This window comes from Phenylobacterium sp. (assembly GCF_044371015.1).
Lineage (GTDB): Bacteria > Pseudomonadota > Alphaproteobacteria > Caulobacterales > Caulobacteraceae > Phenylobacterium.
Genome location: NZ_JBILUK010000005.1, coordinates 1 through 18968, shown reverse-complemented (window position 1 = coordinate 18968; position 18968 = coordinate 1). Strand labels below are relative to the sequence as shown.

Sequence of the window (18968 nt, the reverse complement as noted above, 5' to 3'; positions counted from 1 at the left end):
CACAAGTCCGTCGTCATTCGGTCAGAACGACCTCTGGAACCGGCTTAACGCCAGACAGCGGCGGCGACGCGCCGCCAGTTCCCGCCCAGGATTTTCTCAAGGTCGGCGCGGGTGTAGCCCTTCTCCACCAGACAGGCCGTCACCTCGTCGATGCGCGTGGGGTGCAGCATGTCCAGCTCGCCCTGGAAGGCGCCGTCGTCGGGAAAGGTCGCGCGCATCTTCGCCAGGAAGTCGATGAGTTCCTGGCGATCGAAGACATAGTCCAGCCCGATCGCGACGTGATCCGCGCCGACGCGTTCGGCGATGTGGTCGATATGGGCCGCGACGTGTTCGGGCATCGCGCGGCCATCGGCGCTGAGGAAATGACCCAGGCCATTGACGCCGACCACCCCGCCTGTCTCGGCGCAGGCGAGGATCATCTCGTCGGGAATGTTGCGGTAGTGCGCGAACAGCGCGCTGGCGTTCGAGTGCGAGAAGATGACCGGATTGTCGGCGCTCTCCATCACCTCCATCGCCGTCCGATGGCCGGTGTGCGAGCAACAGACCATCATCCCGACACGCTTCATCTCAGCCAGGACCTCGCGGCCATATCCCGTCAGACCCTGGTCGGGATCGACACAGCCGCCGCCGGCGTCGTTGGCGTTGTTGTAGGCGATCAGCATCCAGCCGACGCCGCCCCGTCGGAAGGTCTCAACGAGGTCGATGCGGCCGCCGTTCAACGGATACATCCCTTCAACGTCGAACATGACGCCCAGGCGCCCCGAGGCCTTGGCCGCATCGACATCGTCGAGCGTTCGGACCAGTTGGAACTGGTCGTCGCGCGCGCCAACCCAGGCTGAAAAGCTCGCCAGCATCGCCTCATGCTCGTCCGGCGATTGGGGCCCGAAGCCGATGTTGAGGCTGATGACGTCGGTTCCCGCGGCGCGCACGCCCGCAAGTTCCGGCAGGAAGCTGGTGTCCTCCGGGCGCAGCGGCATGCAGCTATGGTTGTCCCAGACGAGGCTCTCGCGAACGATCGTTCGGGCTTTCGCGAGGCTCTCTTCGGTCGGCATCGTCCGCCTCCCAAGCTTGAGGGTTGCCGCCATACACTACTGTATCGTAAGTCTTGCGCATGAGAGGATACTCAGCGCTGGCGATCGCACGCAACGCGCTTTCCGATCATGCGCACTGGCCGCAAGCCTGGCGCTCACCGGAACCGCAGACGGCGTACGACGCGATCATCGTGGGCGGGGGCGGCCATGGGCTGGCGTGCGCCTACTACCTGGCCAAGGAGCACGGCCTGCGGCGCGTTGCCGTGCTGGAGAAGGGCTGGCTCGGCGGCGGCAACACCGGCCGCAACACCACGATCATCCGCTCGAACTACTTCTACGCCTCCAGCGCAGCCTTCTACGACTTCGCCCTGCGCCAGTACGAGGGTCTCTCGCGCGAGCTCAATTTCAACATCATGTTCAGTCCGCGTGGGGTGCTGGTGCTCTCCCATACGCGCCACGATCTCGAGATGAACCGGCGCGTGGCCAACGCCATGCGGCTCAATGGCATAGACGCCGACCTGATCTCCCGCGACGAGGTCAAGCGGCTGGCCCCGGCGCTGGACTGCTCGCCCACCGCGCGGTTTCCGGTGCTCGGCGCGCTGATCCAACGCCGGGCGGGCACGGCGCGCCACGACGCGGTCGCCTGGGCCTATGCGCGAGCCGCCGACGCCCTGGGCGTCGACATCATCCAATCCTGCGAGGTCACCGGGTTTCAGATCGAGCGCGGCCGCGTACGCGGCGTGGAGACCTCGCGCGGCCCGATCCAGGCGCCGAAGGTCGCGATCGCGGTCGCCGGTCACAGTTCGGTCCTCGCCGAGAAGGCCGGCTTTCGCCTCCCGATCATCAGCTACGCGCTTCAGGCCATGGTGTCTGAGCCGTTGAAGCCCGTCCTGGACACGGTTGTGCTGTCGCCCGCCACGGGCGCCTACCTCAGCCAGTCCGACAAGGGAGAACTGGTGATCGGCGGCGGACTGGATCTCTACCCCAGCTACGCTCAGCGCGGCGGCCTGCCGGTCAACGAAACCACCGTGGCCGGGATGCTCTCCATGTTTCCGAGCCTTTCGCGCGTGCGCCAGCTGCGGCAATGGGCGGGAATCTGCGATGTCTCCCCTGATTCCAGCCCCATCCTCGGCAAGTCGCCGATCGAGGGGATCTATCTAAGCACCGGCTGGGGCACCGGCGGGTTTAAGGCGATCCCGGCGGGGGGCTACTGCCTGGCGCACACCCTGGCGCGCGACGAGCCGCACGCGCTGAACGCCGCGTTCGGTCTCGATCGGTTCGTGCGCAACGCCCTGGTCGATGAGGCCGGCGCGGCGAGCATCCCGCATTGAGCCCGCGATGCTGAGGATCGACTGCCCCCATTGCGGACCCCGCGACGGCGCCGAGTTTGTTTGCGGCGGCGAGAGCCATATCGTGCGGCCGCAGCTCGCTGCGTCTGACGGCGAATGGGCGAGCTATCTGTTCGAACGATCCAACCCCCGCGGGCTGGTGCGCGAGCGCTGGCGTCACAGCTTTGGCTGCGGCCTCTGGTTCAATCTCGTGCGCGACACGGCGACCCACGAGATCCGGGCCACGTACCGCATGGGCGAAGCCGCGCCCGGATGGCCGTCGTGAGCGGCTGTCGCCTCGCGCAAGGCGGGCGCATCGACCGCACGCGCCCGCTTTCGTTTTCGTTCGACGGAAAACGCCTGCAGGGCTTTGCGGGCGACACGATCGCATCCGCCCTTCTGGCCAGCGGCGTCGACGTGGTCGCGCGCAGCTTCAAGTATCACCGGCCTCGCGGGATCATGGCGGCCGGCAATGAAGAGGCCAACGCCTTCGTGCGCGTGGGTCGCGGCGCCCACGCCGAGCCGGTGGTGCTGGCGACCACCACGCTGCTGGTCGAAGGCCTGGAGGTGTCGAGCCTCAACGCCTGGCCCAGCCTCGGCTTTGACGTGATGGGGGGGCTCGACCGGCTGGCTCGCCTGATCCCGCCGGGTTTCTACTACAAGAGCTTCATCTGGCCGGACTGGCGCCTGTTCGAATGGGCCATACGCCGGTCCGCCGGTCTCGGCGTCGCGGCGCGAGATGGCGCGGATCCGGATCGCTACGCCCATGCCAACCGGCATTGCGAGACGCTGGTGGTGGGCGCCGGTCTGGCGGGGCTGACGGCGGCTGTGGAGGCCGCGCAGTCTGGCCACAGGGTCATACTGATCGATAGCGCCGCCGAACTGGGCGGGCGGGCGCTGTGGTCGTCTGGCGCTTTGGCGAGCCGGCGCGCGGCGGATCTTGCGGCCAGCCTGGCGCGCCTGCCGAACGTCTCGATCCTGACCAGCACCACCGCGACAGGGGTCTACGATCACAATCTGGTCGCCGCAGTGGAGCGCGCGCCAGCCTCCGGGTTCGCCGAGCGCATGTGGAAGATTCGCGCAGGCGAAATCATCATCGCCAGCGGCGCCTTCGAGCGGCCACAGGTGTTCCAGGGCAACGACACGCCGGGCGTAATGCTGGCGTCGGCGGCGCGCGAATATGTGCTTCGCTATGGCGTGGCGCCTGGACGGCGCGCCGTCATCTGTGCGGCCGGCGCGGACGGGCGCGAGACGGCCGCCGTCCTGCAACGGGCGGGCGTGACGGTCGTACAGGTGCTGGACGCGGCGCAGGGCGACGCGGTGCTCGCGGTCCGCGGCCGGCGACGGGTCCGCGCGGTGGTCAGCAACCGCGGCGTGTTCGAAGCCGACCTGCTCTGCGTCTCTGGGGGCTGGTCGCCAACGGCGCATCTGTTCTCACAGGCCGGCGGCCAGCTGCGGTTTTGCGACACGCGGCAGATGTTCGTTCCCGCCGGGCCGCTGCCGACGATGCGCTGCGTCGGCGCCGCCGCCGGTGAGATCGAGACCCCGCCGCCCACGGCGACGGCGCCCCCGACCGGCCGCGCCTTCGTGGATCTGGCCAGCGACGTCACCGCCGCGGGTGTCGCCCTGGCCGCCCGCGAGAACTACGCCTCCGTCGAGCATCTCAAGCGCTACACCACGCTCGGCATGGGCCCGGACCAGGGCAAGACCTCGAACGTCAACGGCCTGCTCCTGCTGGGCGCCGCCACGGACCGCGCGCCTGAGGCGGTCGGGACCACGCGCTTTCGACCCCCCTTCACGCCCGTGCGGTTCGGGACGATCGCTGGCGCGCGGACGGGCGAGCTGCTGCGCCCCAGGCGCTATCTGCCAGCCCATGACTGGCACCTGGCGCAAGGCGCGCTCATCGAAGACTACGGATGGCAGCGGCCTGACGCCTATCCTGTGGCCGGCGAGAGCTTGGAGCAGGCGGCCGACCGCGAGGCGCTGACGGTGCGCAACGGCGTCGGCCTCTTCGACGCCTCGCCCCTGGGCAAGATCGAGGTGCGCGGGCCGGACGCCGGGCGGCTGTTGGATTTCATCTACATGTCGCCGGTCTCTGGACTGGCGGTCGGGCGCATCCGCTATGGCCTGATGCTGACCGAGACCGGCGTGGTCTTGGACGATGGCGTCTGTGTGCGCGTGGCTGAGGATGCGTTTCTTGTCCACACGACCAGCGCCGGCGCAGAGCGCGTCGTCGCCTGGCTGGACGACTGGCTCCAGTGCGAGTTCCCACACTTCGATTGCACCATTGTGGATGTGACCGCCCAGTGGGCGACCGCCACGCTGAGCGGGCCCGGCGCGCGCGCAGCCCTGGAGGCGCTGCAGCCGGGGATCGACCTTTCGCCCGCCGCCTTTCCGCACATGACCTTCCGCACGGGTCAGATCGGGGGCGTCTCGGCGCGCATCGCCCGCGTCAGCTTCACGGGCGAAGCTTCGTACGAGGTCAGCGTGCCCGCCCGGTATGGCGCCTCGCTGATGGCCACGGCTGGCGGCATCGCCGGCGTCACGCCCTATGGGATCGAGGCGCTGACACGCCTGCGGATCGAGAAGGGCTACCTGCACATCGGGACCGACACCGATGGAACGACCCTGCCCGGCGACGTCGGCTTCGGTCGCGCGGCGGCGCGGCGCAAGGATGACTTTGCGGGTCGCCGCTCGCTCGCCCTCGAAGCAAGCCTGGCCGAAGGGCGCTTGCAGCTTGTCGGACTGAAGTGCTCGCGACCCATCGCGCCCGGCGCGCATGTGCAGAGCGCCTCCGGCTCGGACGGCTATGTCACCAGCGCCTGTGTGAGCCCGACGCTGAACCGCCCGATCGCCCTGGCCTTGTTGCGCGATGGACGGTCGCGCATGGGCGAGACCCTGAAGCTGTTCGACCTGGGCCAGCTCACGACCGCCGAAGTCGTCTCGCCGGTGTTCTTCGATCCGGAGGGGGTGCGTCTCAATGCTTGAGCTGATCGCCCACTCGCCCCTGCAGGGACTCGTCCTGCCTCAGAGCGACGAGGTGCGCATTGGCCCCCTGTCCGGCCTCAGAATCCATGTCCTGCGCCTGTCGTCGCAGGCGGCGAGGCCCGCAACCCCGCCCGGGCCGGGCCGAAGCGATGGCCCGTGGTGCAACATTGGGCCGCTCGAATGGCTGCATATCGACGCCGCGGCGCCGGACGATCCGCGCACGGTTGAGACGACCGACGCCTTGGTCGGTCTCTCGCTCGAGGGCGGGGGCGTTGCGGCATTGCTCGCCGCCGGCTGTACGGTGGATTTGGACCATTTCGACGTCGGCGCGGTGACCCGAACCCGCCTTGGGGAGATCTCGGTCGTGCTGCATCGAACGGATCGACAGAGCTGGCGGATCTTCGCCGCGGCCCCGCTATCGTGCTACCTCGTCGACTGGCTGGCCCACCATGTCTGACGCGCGAGAAGCCGCCCGACGTTGGGCTGAGGCCGCCGGCATGGCAGGCTGGTGCGTCGCCCTGGCGCGGCCGGACGCCAGCGATCTGGTTTGGGGTGGCGAGGACTGGCCAGGCTCCGGCCGCGGCGTCGGCCCTGAGACCCGTTTCCAGGCGGCTTCGAGCGGCAAGCACCTGACGGCGTGCGCGGTCCTCGACCTCGAACGCCAGGGCCGGCTCGACATCGATCAACCCATCGGCGCCTATCTCACCGACTTGCCTGCGGCCTGGCGCGACCGGCCCATCCGCACGCTCCTCACCCACACCAGCGGCCTTCCCGAGTACCTGGCCTATGTCGAGGGTGAGGATGTCCCGACCGGCCGCGCGGACTTCATGACCCGCTATGCGAGCCTGGGGACGATCTCAGGCATTGGCGAGACCTGGGGGTATTCCAACACCAACTACATCCTGCTGGGCTTTCTGATCGCCGAGGTGGCCGGGCGGCCGTACGCCGCCGTGGTCGAGGAGCTGATGGCGCGGGAAGGCGCGCCCGACGCGCGCGTGGCCAGCCCCGCCTGGGTGCGCGAGGCGAACGCAGACGCGCTGCCCTCGGACGCGCGCGACCTCGACAGCGTGGCGCGCGAAGTCACCGGCGACGGCGACATCGCCTTCACGCCCCAGGGCGCGCTGCAGTGGCTTCAGGCCCTCCTGCGCCGGCCGGCAGACGATCCATTGTTCCAGCCCGCCGGCCTCACCAGCGGACTTGAAGCGCCTTATGCCTGCGGCTGGTTTGTCGAACCGCTGTCCGACGGCGTGATCGCCCACCACGCCGGCCACTACGACGGCTGGACGGCCATGGCGTTCCTGAACCTGACGACACGCGCCGGCGCCTTGGCGCTCTGCAACCTCGCGCCGGGGACGACCCGGGCCGTGCGCGGGTTGGCGCAGGTCGCGCTGGAGGCGTTCGCGCCGGGCGCCACGCCCCTGTCGCTGGCCGCCCTGAAGAACACAGAGCCACAGCTTACCGCCAACGCCAGACGCCAGTTGATCCGTCCCGAAGGCGAGGTGGACCGCGACGCCTTCGCCCATGAGATGCAGATCGCCATCGACCGGGGCGGCTCGGTGCGCGGCGTGCTCAACCTTTGGAGCGGCGTGGAACCGACGGCGTTCGAACTGGTCGAGGATGCGCCGGCGCCCGGCGGGCGGCTGCGCCGCTATCGCATCACCTACGCCGACCGCATCGAGCACATCCTGATCGGAACCAATGCGGTGGGGCGAATCTACTGGGCCTGGCCGCTGTGACTGGCGCGCCGACCCCGCTCGTCCTGCGCAAGCCCTACCTCTTGTTCCTGGGCGACGTGGACGACCTCGTGACCGCAAAGACCGCCTGCGGCCTTCGGGACTGGGCGCGCGACGATGTCATCGGACAATGGCGCACCGATCCCGCCGCCGTCGATCTCGGCCTGCCGGAACTGACCCCGACCGAGGCCGCCGCACGCGGCGCCGGCTCGGTGATCGTTGGCGCGGCGCCGGCCGGCGGGCGGCTTCCGGATCACTGGGTGCGCGCCCTGGCCGCCGCCGCCGCCTGCGGGCTCGACGTGATCAGCGGCCTGCACACCCGGCTGTCGGACAGCGCCGAACTGGCTAGCGCGGCGGCGCTTGCGGGGGTGAGGCTGCACGACATCCGGACGCCGCCGCCGAACCTTCCGGTCGCCACCGGACGCCGGCGCAGCGGCCGGCGGCTTCTCACCTGCGGCGCGGACTCGGCGCTCGGCAAGAAGTACGCGGCCCTCGCCATCGCGCGGGAGATGGCCCGCCAGGGCTGGCCACACGATTTTCGCGCCACGGGCCAGACGGGGATCATGATCGCCGGTGGCGGCATGCCCCTGGACTGTGTGATCGCCGACTTCGTCGCCGGCGCCGCCGAGGTGCTTTCCCCGGACGCCGCGCCCGATCACTGGGACATCATCGAGGGCCAGGGCGCGCTCTCTCACCCGGCCTACGCGGGCGTCACGCTTGGCCTGATCCACGGCTCGCAACCCGACGCGATCGTCTATTGCCACAGCCTGACGCGCCGCGAGATCGACGGCTGGCCTGGCTACCCGCTGCCGGAACCGGCGGCTGGCATCGCTGCGAACCTCGCGGCGGCGCGCCTGACCAATCCGGGGGTCCGCCTGGCCGGTGTTGCGGTCAATACGTCTCACCTCTCTGAGGCCGATGCCCGGGCGGCCCTAGACCGTCTGGCGACGGATCTTGGCGCGCCGGCGATCGACGCCTTGCGGTTTGGCGCCGCCAGTATCGTCGACACGCTCTCGGACTGGCGCACATGAAGCTCACGGCGGACTTCGAGAGCTGGCCCCTGCTCGAGCCGTTCGAGACCTCGCAAGAGGTGCTGCAAACGGTCGACATGGTCTTCGTCACCCTGACCGATGCGGCCGGCTACCGCGGCCGCGCCGAAGCCATTGGCGTCAGCGATCACGGCGAAACGCCGCAGCAGGTCTTGGAGGAACTCCGCGCTTTCGCGCCGCGGATCACGGCTGATTTCGACCGGGAGGCCCTGGCCGGAATGCTCGGCCCGGGGGGCGCGCGCAACGCCCTCGACTGCGCGCTCTGGGACCTGGAAGCCAAGCGCGCGGGCCGCCGCGTCTGGGACCTTACGGGCAGCGGCGCGCCGAAGCCGCTGATGACCGCCGCCACCATCGGACTTGGCGGGCTCGACCAGATCGCCGCGCGCGCCCGGCGGGCCGCCGGCCTGCCGCTCGTCAAGATCAAGCTCGACGCGGAACGCCATCTGGAGGTCGTGCGGCTGGTGCGGTCTCTGGCGCCCAGCTCGCGTCTCATCGTCGACGCGAACCAGGCCTGGTCGCGCGCGCTGCTCGAGACGCTGCTACCCGAACTGCAGCAACTGGGCGTCGAACTGGTTGAACAGCCCGTGCCAATCGGCCAGGACGAAACCCTGAGAGGGCTTCGTTCGCCGCTGCCTATCGCCGCGGACGAGTCGGCCGCGGATCGGGCTTCGTTGGCCGCGCTCGACGGCCTCTACCAGGCGATCAACATCAAGCTCGACAAGACCGGCGGCCTCACCGAGGCCCTGGCGATGGCCCACCAGGCGCAGGCCATGGGCCTTGATCTGATGGTCGGTTGCATGTGCGGCACCTCGCTGGGCATGGCCGCAGCCTGGCCGGTGGCCATGCGGTGCCGCTGGATTGATCTCGACGGCCCGTTGCTGCTGGCGCGGGACCGGGACACGCGCCTCGTCATCGATGGCGGAGTAATGCAACCCCCTTCCAAGGAGCTCTGGGGATGACCCTATCAAGCGAAATGGCTGTCAACGCCCACCGTGTCGACTTCACCTCCAAGACGAACGGGAAGGACTATCGCCTGTTCATCTCGGTCCCAGCCGGAGAGGCGCCCGCCGGCGGCTGGCCGGTGATCTATCTGATCGATGCGAACCTGCACTTCGGCATTCTCGTCGACACCCTGCGCATTCAGGCCCGCTGGCCCGAGACCCGCGACGCGGTGGTCGTCGGCGTCGGCTATCCGACCGACAGCGTCCAGACCGCCCTGGCCGTGCGCAACATCGACCTGACCCCGCCGATCAGCCAGGACATCATCGACAACGGCTGGATGCGCGGCGCCGGCATGGCCGCCGATCACTTCGGCGGTATGGAGGCTTACCTCCAGATGATCGAGGACGAGGCCAAGCCGCTGGCTGCGAAGCACGCCCCGCTCGATCCCAACGACCAGATGCTGATGGGCCATTCGCTTGGGGGGCTGACCACGCTGACGACGATGTTCCTGCACACCAGCCGCTTCCAGACCTATGCCGCGATCAGTGCTTCGGCCTGGTTTGCAAACCAGTGGGTCATGGGCCTGATCGATGGGTTCGCAGCGCGCGTCCGCGCGGGCGAGGCCAAGGCGCGGCTGTTCCTCTCCACCGGCGAGTTCGAACAGATCACCCCGCCGCGACCGGCCTATCCGAAGGCCGGCCTGCCGATCAGCGAGACCGATTGGCAGGAGATGATGGATGACTGCAAGATGGTTGACCTGCCGACCGAGATCGCCGCCCGGCTTGAGCCTGTGAAAGGCGCGAACTTCGACATGCGCTTCACGGTTCACCGCGATGAGGACCATCGCTCTGTCGTTCCGGCCGGGATCGCCGGCGGCGTCTATTTTGGCCTCTACCGTCCGGAGTGACGCCGATGTCCGCCTACGCCGAACTCAAGCGCCGCCGCGCTACGATCTACAACCTCGAGCACCTCCAGGGGATCGCCACCTGGGATCGCATGGTCAACATGCCGTCCCGCGGGTCCGAGGTTCGCGCGGCCGCGCAGGGCGAGCTGGAAGTCCTCATTCAAGGTCTCCAGACCGACCCCGCGATCGGTGACCTGTTGAGCGCGGCGGGCGATGAACGCCTGGAGGCGGACGATGAGGCGAATCTTGGCCTGATGGTGCGCGAACAGAAGGTGGCGCGCGCCCTGCCCGAAGCGCTCGTCCGCCGCCGCTCCGAGCTGGTCGGCGCGGCCAGCCAGGCCTGGGGCAAGGCCAAGGCCGAGAATGACTGGCCAAGCTTCGCCGAAGCGTTCGCGCCCCTGGTCGACTGCCTGCGCGAGCGCGCCGATCGGCTTGGCGAGGCGATGGAACTTGCGCCCTACGACGCCCTGCTGGACGAGCATGACCGCGGCCTCACGTTGGCCGCCGTGCAGGCGCTGTTCGACCCGGTTCGGGCTTGGTTGCCCGACCTGATCCGCACCGTGGTCGCCCGCCAGGCGCGCGAGACGGTGTTGCAGACGCAAGGCCCGTTCCCGGTCGAGGGGCAGCGCCGGGTCGGTGTGGCGATCATGTCGCTGCTCGGCTTCGACTTCGACGCCGGCCGGCTGGATGTCAGCGCCCACCCCTTCATGATCGGCATCCCGGGCGACGTGCGGATCACCACGCGCTATCGCGAGAGCGAGTGCTTCCAGTCACTCGTCGGCATCGTTCACGAGACCGGGCACGCGCTCTATCAATCGAACCTGCCGCCGGCCTGGCGGGGTCAGCCGCTGGGTGAGCCCGCCTCCGCCGCTATCCACGAGTCCCAGTCCCTGACGTTCGAGCGTCAGGTCGCGCCCAGCCGCGCGTTCGCCGCCCAGATCGCGCCGATCCTTCGCGCCGAGTTTGGCGATCAGCCCGCTTTCGACCCCGACAACCTCTTCCGCCTGATGACCCGCGTCCGGCCCGGCGCGATACGGGTCGAAGCCGATGAAGTGACCTATCCCGCGCACATCCTCCTGCGCACTGAGATCGAGCCGATGATCCTGTCCGGCGAGCTCCCCGTCGCCGACATCCCGGCCTGGTGGGCCGACCGGATGCAGGCGCTTCTCGACATCGACGTGCGGGGCGACGACACGCGCGGCGCGCTCCAGGACATCCATTGGTCTCAAGGCATGTTCGGCTACTTCCCGTCGTACCTTCAGGGCGCGATGATCGCCGCCCAGCTCGGCGCGGCGTTCCGCCAGGCGCACCCGGACTTCCCAGAGCAGGCGGCGCGCGGGGCGTTTGGCGGGCTGAAAACGTGGCTCGGCGACAACGTCTGGCGGCACGGATCGCGGCTCACAACCGATGAGATCGTTCGACGCGCCACCGGCCGCCCGCTGAGCGCCGACGCCCTGAAGGCCCACTTCGAAAGCCGCTACCTTGAGGTCGCGCCATGACCGTAGACACGGAACCGGCCGCAGCGGCGCGGCGCGCAGCCGCGAGCCTTGGGGCTTGGGTCGCGCTCGGCGCTCTGCTGCTGATCGGTCTCTACACCTACATGGATCGGCCGCTGCTGACGCTGCTCACCGAACCGATGCGGAGCGACCTCGGCCTGAGCGACTTCCAGATCGGGCTGGTCCAGGGGCTGAGCTGGGCGCTCTTCGCCGCCCTCCTCAGCTATCCGATCGCCTGGCTCGCGGATCGCAGCGACCGGCGCTGGATCATCGCCGGCTCCCTGTTTCTTTGGGGTCTCGCCGCGGTTGGCTGCGCCTTGGCGCGAGACTTCCAGCAGCTGTTCGCGGCCAGCGCCCTGATCGGCGTGGCCGAGGCCGCCTTGCTGCCGATCACCTACACCCTGATCCCCGAGCTCTTCGAAGGTCGCGCGCGCGTACTGGCCAACGCCCTGGTGATCGCCCTGGGCCGCTTCGGTTCCGGGCTGGTCTACGCCCTTTGCGGCGTGATCGCCGCCCAGGCCGCCCACGTTCAGCCGTGGCTTCCCACGAGCCTGCAGTCGCTGGAGCCCTGGCGGATCGCCCTGGTCGTCCTGGCGCTACCAGCGCCGATCTTCGCGGCCGTAGCCTTTGCGCTGAAGCTGAAACCCGTTCAGCGCCCCGGCGCCGAACCTGCCGGGCCCGCGCCGCCGGTCTGGCCCTTCCTGAGCCGCAACCTTGCGACGCTCGCCCCCTTCGCGCTGGGGGTCGGCCTCCTGGTCTTCGCCATGTCCGCCCTGATGTCGTTTTTGCCCGTCGTGGCCATGCGCGAGATGGGCGCCAGCCCGACCGACGTGGCCAACGGCATGGGCATGGCCACGCTGGTCGCCATGGCCCTGGCGCTCGCCATCACCGTGGGGGGCGGGCCGCTTCTGTCGCGCCGCTTTGGCGCGCGCCATCCGATCGTCCTGCTCGCCGTCGCCATCGGTCTCTGCACATTCGTCGTCCCGGCGTTCCTGTGGATCAAGGCGGTCCAACCGCTGTTCTGGCTCATCGGCGCCGTCTTCATGCTGTTCAGCATCGGGGCGATGGCCTTTCCAACCGCCCTCCAGGAGTTGACGCCGCAGCCCCTGCGCACCCGGCTGATTTCGATCGTCATCCTGGTGAACATGATCATGTCGGGCCTCGGCCAGCCCGCGGCAGGCCTGGTGTCCGATGTGCTGGGCCCGGCGAGCGGCGGCCTCATGCGCGCGACCGTGTCGACGGGCGCGCTCGCCCTGCTCGTCTCGACGATCAGCCTGCTCATCGCCGCGCGCGGATATCCGGCGACATTGCAGGCCGCCCGAGCCGAGGACGGTGCGCCTTGAGCGAACTCTCCACCGAAGAGATCCTGGAGGGCATCCGCCAGTGGATCGAGATCGAGAGCCCCAGCGACGATCCGGCCGCGATGGCGCGGATGGCGCGCCGCATCGAGACTGACTATCGGGCCATCGGCGCCGAGGTCGCCCGCATCGCCGGGCGCGACGGTCGCGGCGATCATCTGCTGGTCATCGAGGCGCGGCTCTGTCCTGACGCGGCCGCGTCGGGGCCGGGCATACTGATCCTCAGCCACATGGACACCGTCCATCCGCTGGGCACCCTGGCCGGGCCTCTGCCCTTCCGGATCGAAGGCGACCGCGCCTACGGGCCCGGCGCCGAGGACATGAAGGGTGGAACCTACCTGGCCCTCGCCGCGCTTCGCCAATTGGCGCGCGAAGGCCGCAAGACGCATCTGCCGATCCGCCACCTCATCGTCAGCGACGAGGAGCTGGGCAGCGACACCTCGCGCGCCCACATCGAAGCCGAGGCCCGGCGCGCGCGCTACGTGCTGGTGACCGAGCCGGCGCGCTCCGGCGGCAAGATCGTCACCGCCCGCAAGGGGTGCGCCAACTTCACCGTGACCGCGCACGGACAGGCCGCCCATGCCGGCGTCGAGCACCATCTGGGCCGCAACGCCATCCATGAGATGGCCCACCAGATCTTGGCGCTCGAAGCCATGACCGACTACGCGCGGGATCTGACCGTCAGCGTCGGAACCATCAAGGGCGGCAACCGCTCGAACGTGGTGCCGGACCACGCCGAGGTCGAGGTGGACGTTCGCTTTCCCAACCCGGAAATCGGCGAGGAGATCGTTCGCCGAATCCGCGCGATGACCCCGATGACCCGAGACGTGCGCCTGGTGGTCGAAGGCGGGATCAACCGGCCCGGCTATGAGAAGACCCCCGGTATCGCCGCGCTCTTCGAACACGCCAAGGCGCTGGCGGCTGAGATCGGCTTCGTGCTGGAAGACCTCAAGACCGGCGGCGGCAGCGACGGCAACTACACCGCCGCCTACGCCCCGACGCTGGACGGGCTGGGCGTCGACGGCGATGGCGGACACACCCTGGAAGAGCGCCTGTACATCTCCAGCATCCTGCCCCGCACCCGCCTCCTCATGCGCTTGATGGAGACCTTGGGCGCGGGGTGAGGCGCGGCGGCCCGCGAGAACCAACGTCGCGGCGCGAGCGCGCACTGTTTGGCCGGAAAGCCGAGGTAGAACTTAGACCTGAGCGCATGCGGAGCGTCCGCACAGCCCCTGCGCTCTTGGCTCCCCCTCTGCGAGATAGGAGACGCATCGCCCCTCGACTGCCCCCACCCGTCGGGCCGATGAGCTAGCAGCGAGTTTCGCCAACTAGTGTTTCTCGATCCTCCGGAGCAACTCCTTCGACTCCGCAATCAGTTCACGGACGTGCGCCCGCTCGGCCTTCATCTCCTTCGTGAACATGCCGTGCTTGAGCGCATTCTGGTTCCCCTTCGGCGCGCCGGAGCCTGCAGCGCCACCATGCATCCGGCAACGCTTCTTCCCGGTTACGGCTGGAGACCGGCAAGGCGAACCCTTGCGCGTCTTGGCCCCGCACCGCGGACTCTCGCGCAGTCCCGCTGTGTTACGCTGATGGCTACCGGCCACCACGGCGGATCGGAATGGGCTTCTTCAGCCGTTCGGCCCGAACGAACTGCGCCGCGTCCAACATCGGCGGTTTGGACATAGTTTCGTCCGCCAGCGCGAGCGGTTGCCTGGGAGCTTCCCTAGTCGGGGGGGACCTCGCACCCGCGCCGATGTTGCCGACGATCGCCTGGCCGCCCGCGTTGACGGTGACGTGCTCCACAGTGATCTTCTGCTGACCGCGGCCACGATGCCTGTCGAGCGCCTCCACCTGGCGTGCATAGGTCGCAAGCAGCTTTACGGCGTGTTTCAGGTTCTGATCGCGGCCCTCGAACGATTGGCCGTCCAGCTGCGAGCGCCGCAGGCATTCCATGGCCGCGTTGTGGGTCGCGACCATCTGCGTCGCCAGCATTCCTTCAAGGGCGTCGTTCGGGGCCAACCCCTTAAGCGCGGCGACGGCCGCGTTCACCGCTTCCTGAAGGTCAGCGTTGCTCATGCGAGCGGGAGTCCAGAGGGCTTCGACGGCCTGCTTGATCAGCACAATGCCCAAGTTTCGATCTTGGGTTCCGGTCGCCTCCGGAAGAACGGCTGGGTCAAGGGCCACAGCCTGAACCTTACCATCCCGGCCATTGGGATCGTGATCCGTCATCGGCAAGCCTCAGGCTCAGCTAACACCTGCGCCGATCCTACCACTCCGCGAGGTGGCGCACTCGGGCTCAAACTTTACTGTGCATAGGGTCGAGTTACAGATCTGGCCGCCGCCCCTCCCCACCCCGGGCGCCGCGCATTGACAGCCGGTAGGTGATTCGGGATGGCCAATGACAAGACCTATGGGCCAGTGACATCGTCTATGGGCCGTCCCAATAGCTGGCGAACGCGGACCCGGCGTGGCGATCTGGCTGGCGCTCGCGCGCTGGGCAGCGACCAATCCACTCGATCGACGGTGGGTGTTTGTCGCCTCCTCGGGCCACGAGATGGAGTCCATCGGCATCCGCCACTTCGTGGGCGTCGATGCGCCGCCGCCAGGTCGGGTGAAGACCTGGCTGCATCTCGGAGCCGGAATCGCCACCTATGCTTACGACTTCGGGCCGGGGGGCGCTGCCCGTCGCCCCGAAGCCAACCGCGCGCGGCGGCTGATGACCAACGCCCCGCAGCTCGCCCAACTGATTACGCCCCACTTCGCTCCACTGGGACTGCGGGTGCTAGTCGGCGACGAGCCTGGCGGCGAAATGATCCTTATGGCGCGAAGCGGCTATAAGGTCTGGGGCTTCGCTGGCGGCTCCGCCTTCCACCACATGCGCTCAGACACGCCCGAGCGCATAACTGGACCCAGTATCCTGGAACCCGTCGCGCGCGCCACTGCCGCCGCGCTGGCGGATATCCTTGCCACCTGACGCCTGGCGCGGCTTCGCCGATGGGCTCCCTTAGGGGCTTCCCTGCCCTCACGGCGGTCCTTAACGCTCGCTGACATGGACGCCGATCCTTCCTTGGCCACTGCACCGTTTCGCGATCCGCGCTATGCGCCGCGCCGGTTGGAGGTGGCGGAGCGCAACGACGGGTCGGTGCTGCTGACCAAGCCGGCTCCCTCCTCGCGCGACTTCGAGACCGCAACCGCCGCCCTCGGCCACTGGGCCGCCGTCGCGCGCGACCGGGTCTGGCTGGCGGAGCGCTCTGGTGAAGGCTGGCGAACCGTCACATTCGCCGAGGCCTCGCAGCAGATCGCCGCCCTGGCCGGCGGCTTGCGCGGGCTAGGCGTGGTCGACGACCGCCCGTTGCTGATCCTGGCCCGAAACGGGATCGATCACGCGCTGATCGCCTACGCCACCATGGGCCAGGGGCATGCCGGTGGCGCCTGTGTCCCCGCAATACGGCCTCCCCGGCGCCAATCTCGAACGCCTCGTCCATGCCTGTGAAGTGCTGAAGCCGGCCGCCGTCTACACCGAGGACGCGGCCCTCTTCGCCGAAGGCCTGGGCTCAGGGGCGCTGGCTGGCCTGCCCGTGATCGCGGACCGGAACGCTCGGCCCGGCGACCTCACCCTGGATGATCTGAAGCGCGGAACCGCCGCGGCGCCGGTCGCCACACCCGAACAGCACGCCAAGTACCTGCTGACCTCCGGCTCCACGGGCCTGCCCAAGGCGGTGATCAACACCCACCGGACCATGTGCCTGAACTCGGCTCAGATCGCCGCCTGCTTCGAGGACCCGGAACCTCCGGTGCTGGTCCATTCCGCCCCCTGGAGCCACATCCTCGGGGCCAACTCCATCCTGCACTACTCGGCGCACCGGGGGCGCCATTTTCACGCCGTTGGTCTGGCACCAGGCCAACACCGCCGAGACCTGGGCCGTGGTTTCCGGCAACACCACCGTCAGCGGCGCCTGTCGGTAGGCTGACAGCGCATCACTCTCGAACGGGACCAGTTCGGCCGGTTCGGAGACGACGCCCTCGCCCGGCACAATGCGCTGAAGCGCCCGCACGATCTCAGCCTTGCGAGCGAGGAGCGCGGGATCGGGCAGAGGCATCCGCATGATACTTCGGAGGTTAGGCCTACTCGGAGCCTGGTACCAAGCGCGTCTCGTTCTGAGGGCCGAACAGGCGATAGACCGATCCGCCGAGCTGGCGGTGAATCTGCAGCACACTTTGGCGGGAATGCCGATCCACCGCGTTGATCGCCCGCTCCGCCCGCGCTGCGTCACGCTGGAACAGAACTGCGGCCAGCCGCCGCCAAGTCTCCACCGCCTCAAGCCGCCACTCGGCTTCGATGCCGTTCAGCACCCGGTGCTGCCAGTAGACGAGGCGCACAACCCGGGCCACGGTTTCGTTCAGTTGGGGGCTGCGTGCGATCTGGAACAGATAGGCGCCCAGTGCGAAGGCGGCGTAGAGCTGCTCCTGAATCGGGCGGCTGGGGTCGGATGTCGGCGCGTGAGCCTCCACCCGCCGCGCGAATTCGGCCAGTTCGTCGTCCGTCGCCCGTCGCACAACCAGCCGGGCCACCACCGCCATCAGGGCGGCGGTCAGCAGGAACAGGTCCTCCACATCGTTGAGTGCGAGCAGGACCACCCGCGCGCCCTTCCAGGCGGTATTCTCAACCAGACCATCCTGCTCGACCATCCGCAGCGCTTCGCGCACCGGGCCACGGCTGACCCCGAGCCGGTCGGCGACTTCCTGCTCCCGGATGCGTTCGCCGGGCCGGTAAACGCCGCGCATGATGTCGCGGATCAGCCGCAGCGCAATGCGTTCGGCCACCGGCGCATCCTGAAGCGGCACGGGGTCATGGGCGGCTGTCATCTTCACCCGTTTCTCTAAAGCCACATCCCACCAAATTCCAACGACTTTGGTTCAAGGCATATTGTAAAATCAGGAATGCCATGGCGGATTGTCGACAATAAGCGCCGAGCGCCTCCAAGCGCGCGGTGGAACTCATGGGGAAGAAAATCATGCGCAACCGCTGGCTTCACGGGGCCTCGATCCTGACGATCGCGTTGACTGCGGCGTCCGCCGCCATCGCACAGACCTCGGCGGAGACCGAAGTCGAGGAGGTGATCGTCTCCGCCCGAAAGACCGAAGAGAAGCTCAAGGACGTTCCGATCGCGGCCACGGTGCTGGACGCTGCGGCCATCCAGGACCAGGGCGGCGTCCGCACGATGCAGGATCTGCTGGCCAACGCCCCGGCGGTCCACTTCCTCGACACCACATCGCCGACCAACTCCGAGGTGACGATCCGTGGCTCCGGAACCAGCCGGGGCACGAACGCCGAGGCCGCCGTCGGTCTCTATCGCAACGGCGCCTATGTAGGTGGCGGCACGGTGGGCGGCCGCTCGTTCTCGCGGCTGGACCTGTTCGACGTGGAACGCGCCGAGGTGCTGCGCGGCACCCAGGGCGCACTGTTCGGCCGCAACGCCGTGGGCGGGGCGATCAATATTCTGACCCGCAAGCCGCAGTTTGAGCGCTCGGGGAACATTTTCGCGCAGTACGGCACCCATGAGTACAAGCAGGGCGACCTGATCCTGAACTACAACCTCAATGACAACTGGGCCGTCCGCCTGAGCGGCAGCGTGGTCGATCAGCCCAAGGGCGACTTCTTCAACCCTGCTCAGAACCGTCACTATGACGAGCAGGAGACCAGCGCGCTAAGGGCCCAGCTGCGCTACCGCAACGATCGGTTCGACGGCACCCTGCTGGCGGAACACTACCAGGGTAACCTTCAGGCAGTTACGTTCCAGGTGCTGATCCCGAACGGCACCTCCGCCGCGTTCCCGGGCGGCTACATCCAGGACCGCTACAGTTATCCGCACAACGGTCCGCAGACCGCCAAGCAGCAGGTGAACAACGCCCAGGCCGGCTGGAGTTACAAACTCAGCGACGACGCCACATTAAATTCGGTGACCAACTATCGCGAGCGCCGCACGCTGTTCAGCTTCGACAGCGACGGGGTGACGCCCGCAGAACTGGCGCGCATCCGGGCGCTAAATCCGGGTTCAGCGGCGACCACCGATCCGAACGGCGAGAGCGTTACTGTCGACTTCACCAAGAGCTTATACCAGGACATCCACGTGGCCGG

19 protein-coding genes are annotated in these 18968 nt (G+C 68.5%); 15 read left to right on the top strand and 4 right to left on the bottom strand.

What is annotated here, in order from left to right; translation table 11 throughout:
* Positions 1 to 44: 44 nt before the first annotated feature.
* Positions 45 to 1052 carry a dipeptidase gene (locus tag ACIQ3R_RS00960; RefSeq protein WP_397414034.1) on the bottom strand — a complete coding sequence of 336 codons (1008 nt, stop codon included), beginning with the start codon at positions 1050 to 1052 and terminating at the stop codon, positions 45 to 47.
* Positions 1053 to 1111: 59 nt separating this feature from the next.
* On the opposite strand from ACIQ3R_RS00960, the gene ACIQ3R_RS00955 reads away from it, so the two are divergent.
* From ACIQ3R_RS00955 to ACIQ3R_RS00905, 11 genes are read left to right on the top strand one after another with little or no spacing between them, the layout of a single operon-like run.
* Positions 1112 to 2362: a sarcosine oxidase subunit beta family protein gene (locus ACIQ3R_RS00955; RefSeq protein ID WP_397414032.1), complete on the top strand. Its 1251-nt coding sequence runs from the start codon at positions 1112 to 1114 to the stop codon at positions 2360 to 2362.
* Between the two features lie 7 nt (positions 2363 to 2369).
* The gene (locus ACIQ3R_RS00950; protein WP_397414030.1) at positions 2370 to 2645 is read left to right on the top strand and encodes a sarcosine oxidase subunit delta; all 276 of its coding nucleotides are present in this window, start codon (positions 2370 to 2372) and stop codon (positions 2643 to 2645) included.
* Complete coding sequence (locus tag ACIQ3R_RS00945; RefSeq protein WP_397414028.1) at positions 2633 to 5347, top strand: 2Fe-2S iron-sulfur cluster-binding protein; 2715 nt, start codon at positions 2633 to 2635, stop codon at positions 5345 to 5347. The genes ACIQ3R_RS00950 and ACIQ3R_RS00945 overlap by 13 nt, the downstream gene beginning before the upstream one ends.
* Positions 5340 to 5804 carry a hypothetical protein gene (locus ACIQ3R_RS00940; protein ID WP_397414026.1) on the top strand — a complete coding sequence of 155 codons (465 nt, stop codon included), beginning with the start codon at positions 5340 to 5342 and terminating at the stop codon, positions 5802 to 5804. The genes ACIQ3R_RS00945 and ACIQ3R_RS00940 overlap by 8 nt, the downstream gene beginning before the upstream one ends.
* Complete coding sequence (locus ACIQ3R_RS00935) at positions 5797 to 7083, top strand: serine hydrolase domain-containing protein (RefSeq protein ID WP_397414024.1); 1287 nt, start codon at positions 5797 to 5799, stop codon at positions 7081 to 7083. Before ACIQ3R_RS00940 ends, ACIQ3R_RS00935 begins: the two co-directional genes overlap by 8 nt.
* Positions 7080 to 8111 (top strand): DUF1611 domain-containing protein, encoded by a 1032-nt coding sequence (locus ACIQ3R_RS00930; protein WP_397414021.1) that lies wholly within the window; start codon positions 7080 to 7082, stop codon positions 8109 to 8111. The genes ACIQ3R_RS00935 and ACIQ3R_RS00930 overlap by 4 nt, the downstream gene beginning before the upstream one ends.
* Complete coding sequence (gene dgcA / locus ACIQ3R_RS00925; protein WP_397414019.1) at positions 8108 to 9088, top strand: N-acetyl-D-Glu racemase DgcA; 981 nt, start codon at positions 8108 to 8110, stop codon at positions 9086 to 9088. Before ACIQ3R_RS00930 ends, dgcA begins: the two co-directional genes overlap by 4 nt.
* On the top strand, positions 9085 to 9978 hold the full coding sequence (locus ACIQ3R_RS00920) for an alpha/beta hydrolase (protein WP_397414017.1): 894 nt from the start codon (positions 9085 to 9087) through the stop codon (positions 9976 to 9978). The genes dgcA and ACIQ3R_RS00920 overlap by 4 nt, the downstream gene beginning before the upstream one ends.
* Before the next feature lie 5 nt (positions 9979 to 9983).
* On the top strand, positions 9984 to 11474 hold the full coding sequence (locus tag ACIQ3R_RS00915; RefSeq protein ID WP_397414014.1) for a carboxypeptidase M32: 1491 nt from the start codon (positions 9984 to 9986) through the stop codon (positions 11472 to 11474).
* Positions 11471 to 12814 carry an MFS transporter gene (locus ACIQ3R_RS00910; protein WP_397414011.1) on the top strand — a complete coding sequence of 448 codons (1344 nt, stop codon included), beginning with the start codon at positions 11471 to 11473 and terminating at the stop codon, positions 12812 to 12814. The genes ACIQ3R_RS00915 and ACIQ3R_RS00910 overlap by 4 nt, the downstream gene beginning before the upstream one ends.
* Positions 12811 to 13953, top strand: coding sequence for a M20 family metallopeptidase (locus tag ACIQ3R_RS00905; RefSeq protein ID WP_397414009.1), 1143 nt, complete (start codon positions 12811 to 12813; stop codon positions 13951 to 13953). Before ACIQ3R_RS00910 ends, ACIQ3R_RS00905 begins: the two co-directional genes overlap by 4 nt.
* Positions 13954 to 14157: 204 nt before the next feature.
* Here ACIQ3R_RS00905 and ACIQ3R_RS00900 read toward each other — a convergent pair whose 3' ends face one another.
* Together ACIQ3R_RS00900 and ACIQ3R_RS00895 are read right to left on the bottom strand one after the other, a co-directional pair.
* The gene (locus ACIQ3R_RS00900) at positions 14158 to 14433 is read right to left on the bottom strand and encodes an HGGxSTG domain-containing protein (RefSeq protein WP_397414007.1); all 276 of its coding nucleotides are present in this window, start codon (positions 14431 to 14433) and stop codon (positions 14158 to 14160) included.
* Positions 14423 to 14959 (bottom strand): hypothetical protein, encoded by a 537-nt coding sequence (locus ACIQ3R_RS00895; RefSeq protein WP_397414004.1) that lies wholly within the window; start codon positions 14957 to 14959, stop codon positions 14423 to 14425. Before ACIQ3R_RS00895 ends, ACIQ3R_RS00900 begins: the two co-directional genes overlap by 11 nt.
* A 337-nt stretch (positions 14960 to 15296) precedes the next feature.
* On the opposite strand from ACIQ3R_RS00895, the gene ACIQ3R_RS00890 reads away from it, so the two are divergent.
* The 3 genes from ACIQ3R_RS00890 (at position 15297) to ACIQ3R_RS00880 (ending at position 16800) form a co-directional block, all read left to right on the top strand.
* Positions 15297 to 15803, top strand: coding sequence for a hypothetical protein (locus tag ACIQ3R_RS00890; RefSeq protein WP_397414002.1), 507 nt, complete (start codon positions 15297 to 15299; stop codon positions 15801 to 15803).
* Between the two features lie 75 nt (positions 15804 to 15878).
* Positions 15879 to 16322 carry an AMP-binding protein gene (locus tag ACIQ3R_RS00885; protein WP_397414000.1) on the top strand — a complete coding sequence of 148 codons (444 nt, stop codon included), beginning with the start codon at positions 15879 to 15881 and terminating at the stop codon, positions 16320 to 16322.
* On the top strand, positions 16255 to 16800 hold the full coding sequence (locus ACIQ3R_RS00880; RefSeq protein ID WP_397413998.1) for an AMP-binding protein: 546 nt from the start codon (positions 16255 to 16257) through the stop codon (positions 16798 to 16800). The genes ACIQ3R_RS00885 and ACIQ3R_RS00880 overlap by 68 nt, the downstream gene beginning before the upstream one ends.
* A 154-nt stretch (positions 16801 to 16954) precedes the next feature.
* Here the strand turns inward: ACIQ3R_RS00880 and ACIQ3R_RS00875 are convergent, their stop codons facing one another.
* A complete protein-coding gene (locus tag ACIQ3R_RS00875; RefSeq protein ID WP_397414076.1) occupies positions 16955 to 17695 on the bottom strand; it encodes a GntR family transcriptional regulator in 741 nt (246 codons plus the stop codon).
* Positions 17696 to 17844: 149 nt separating this feature from the next.
* On the opposite strand from ACIQ3R_RS00875, the gene ACIQ3R_RS00870 reads away from it, so the two are divergent.
* The coding region (locus tag ACIQ3R_RS00870) for a TonB-dependent receptor (RefSeq protein ID WP_397413996.1) at positions 17845 to 18968 on the top strand (1124 nt) is incomplete at its 3' end.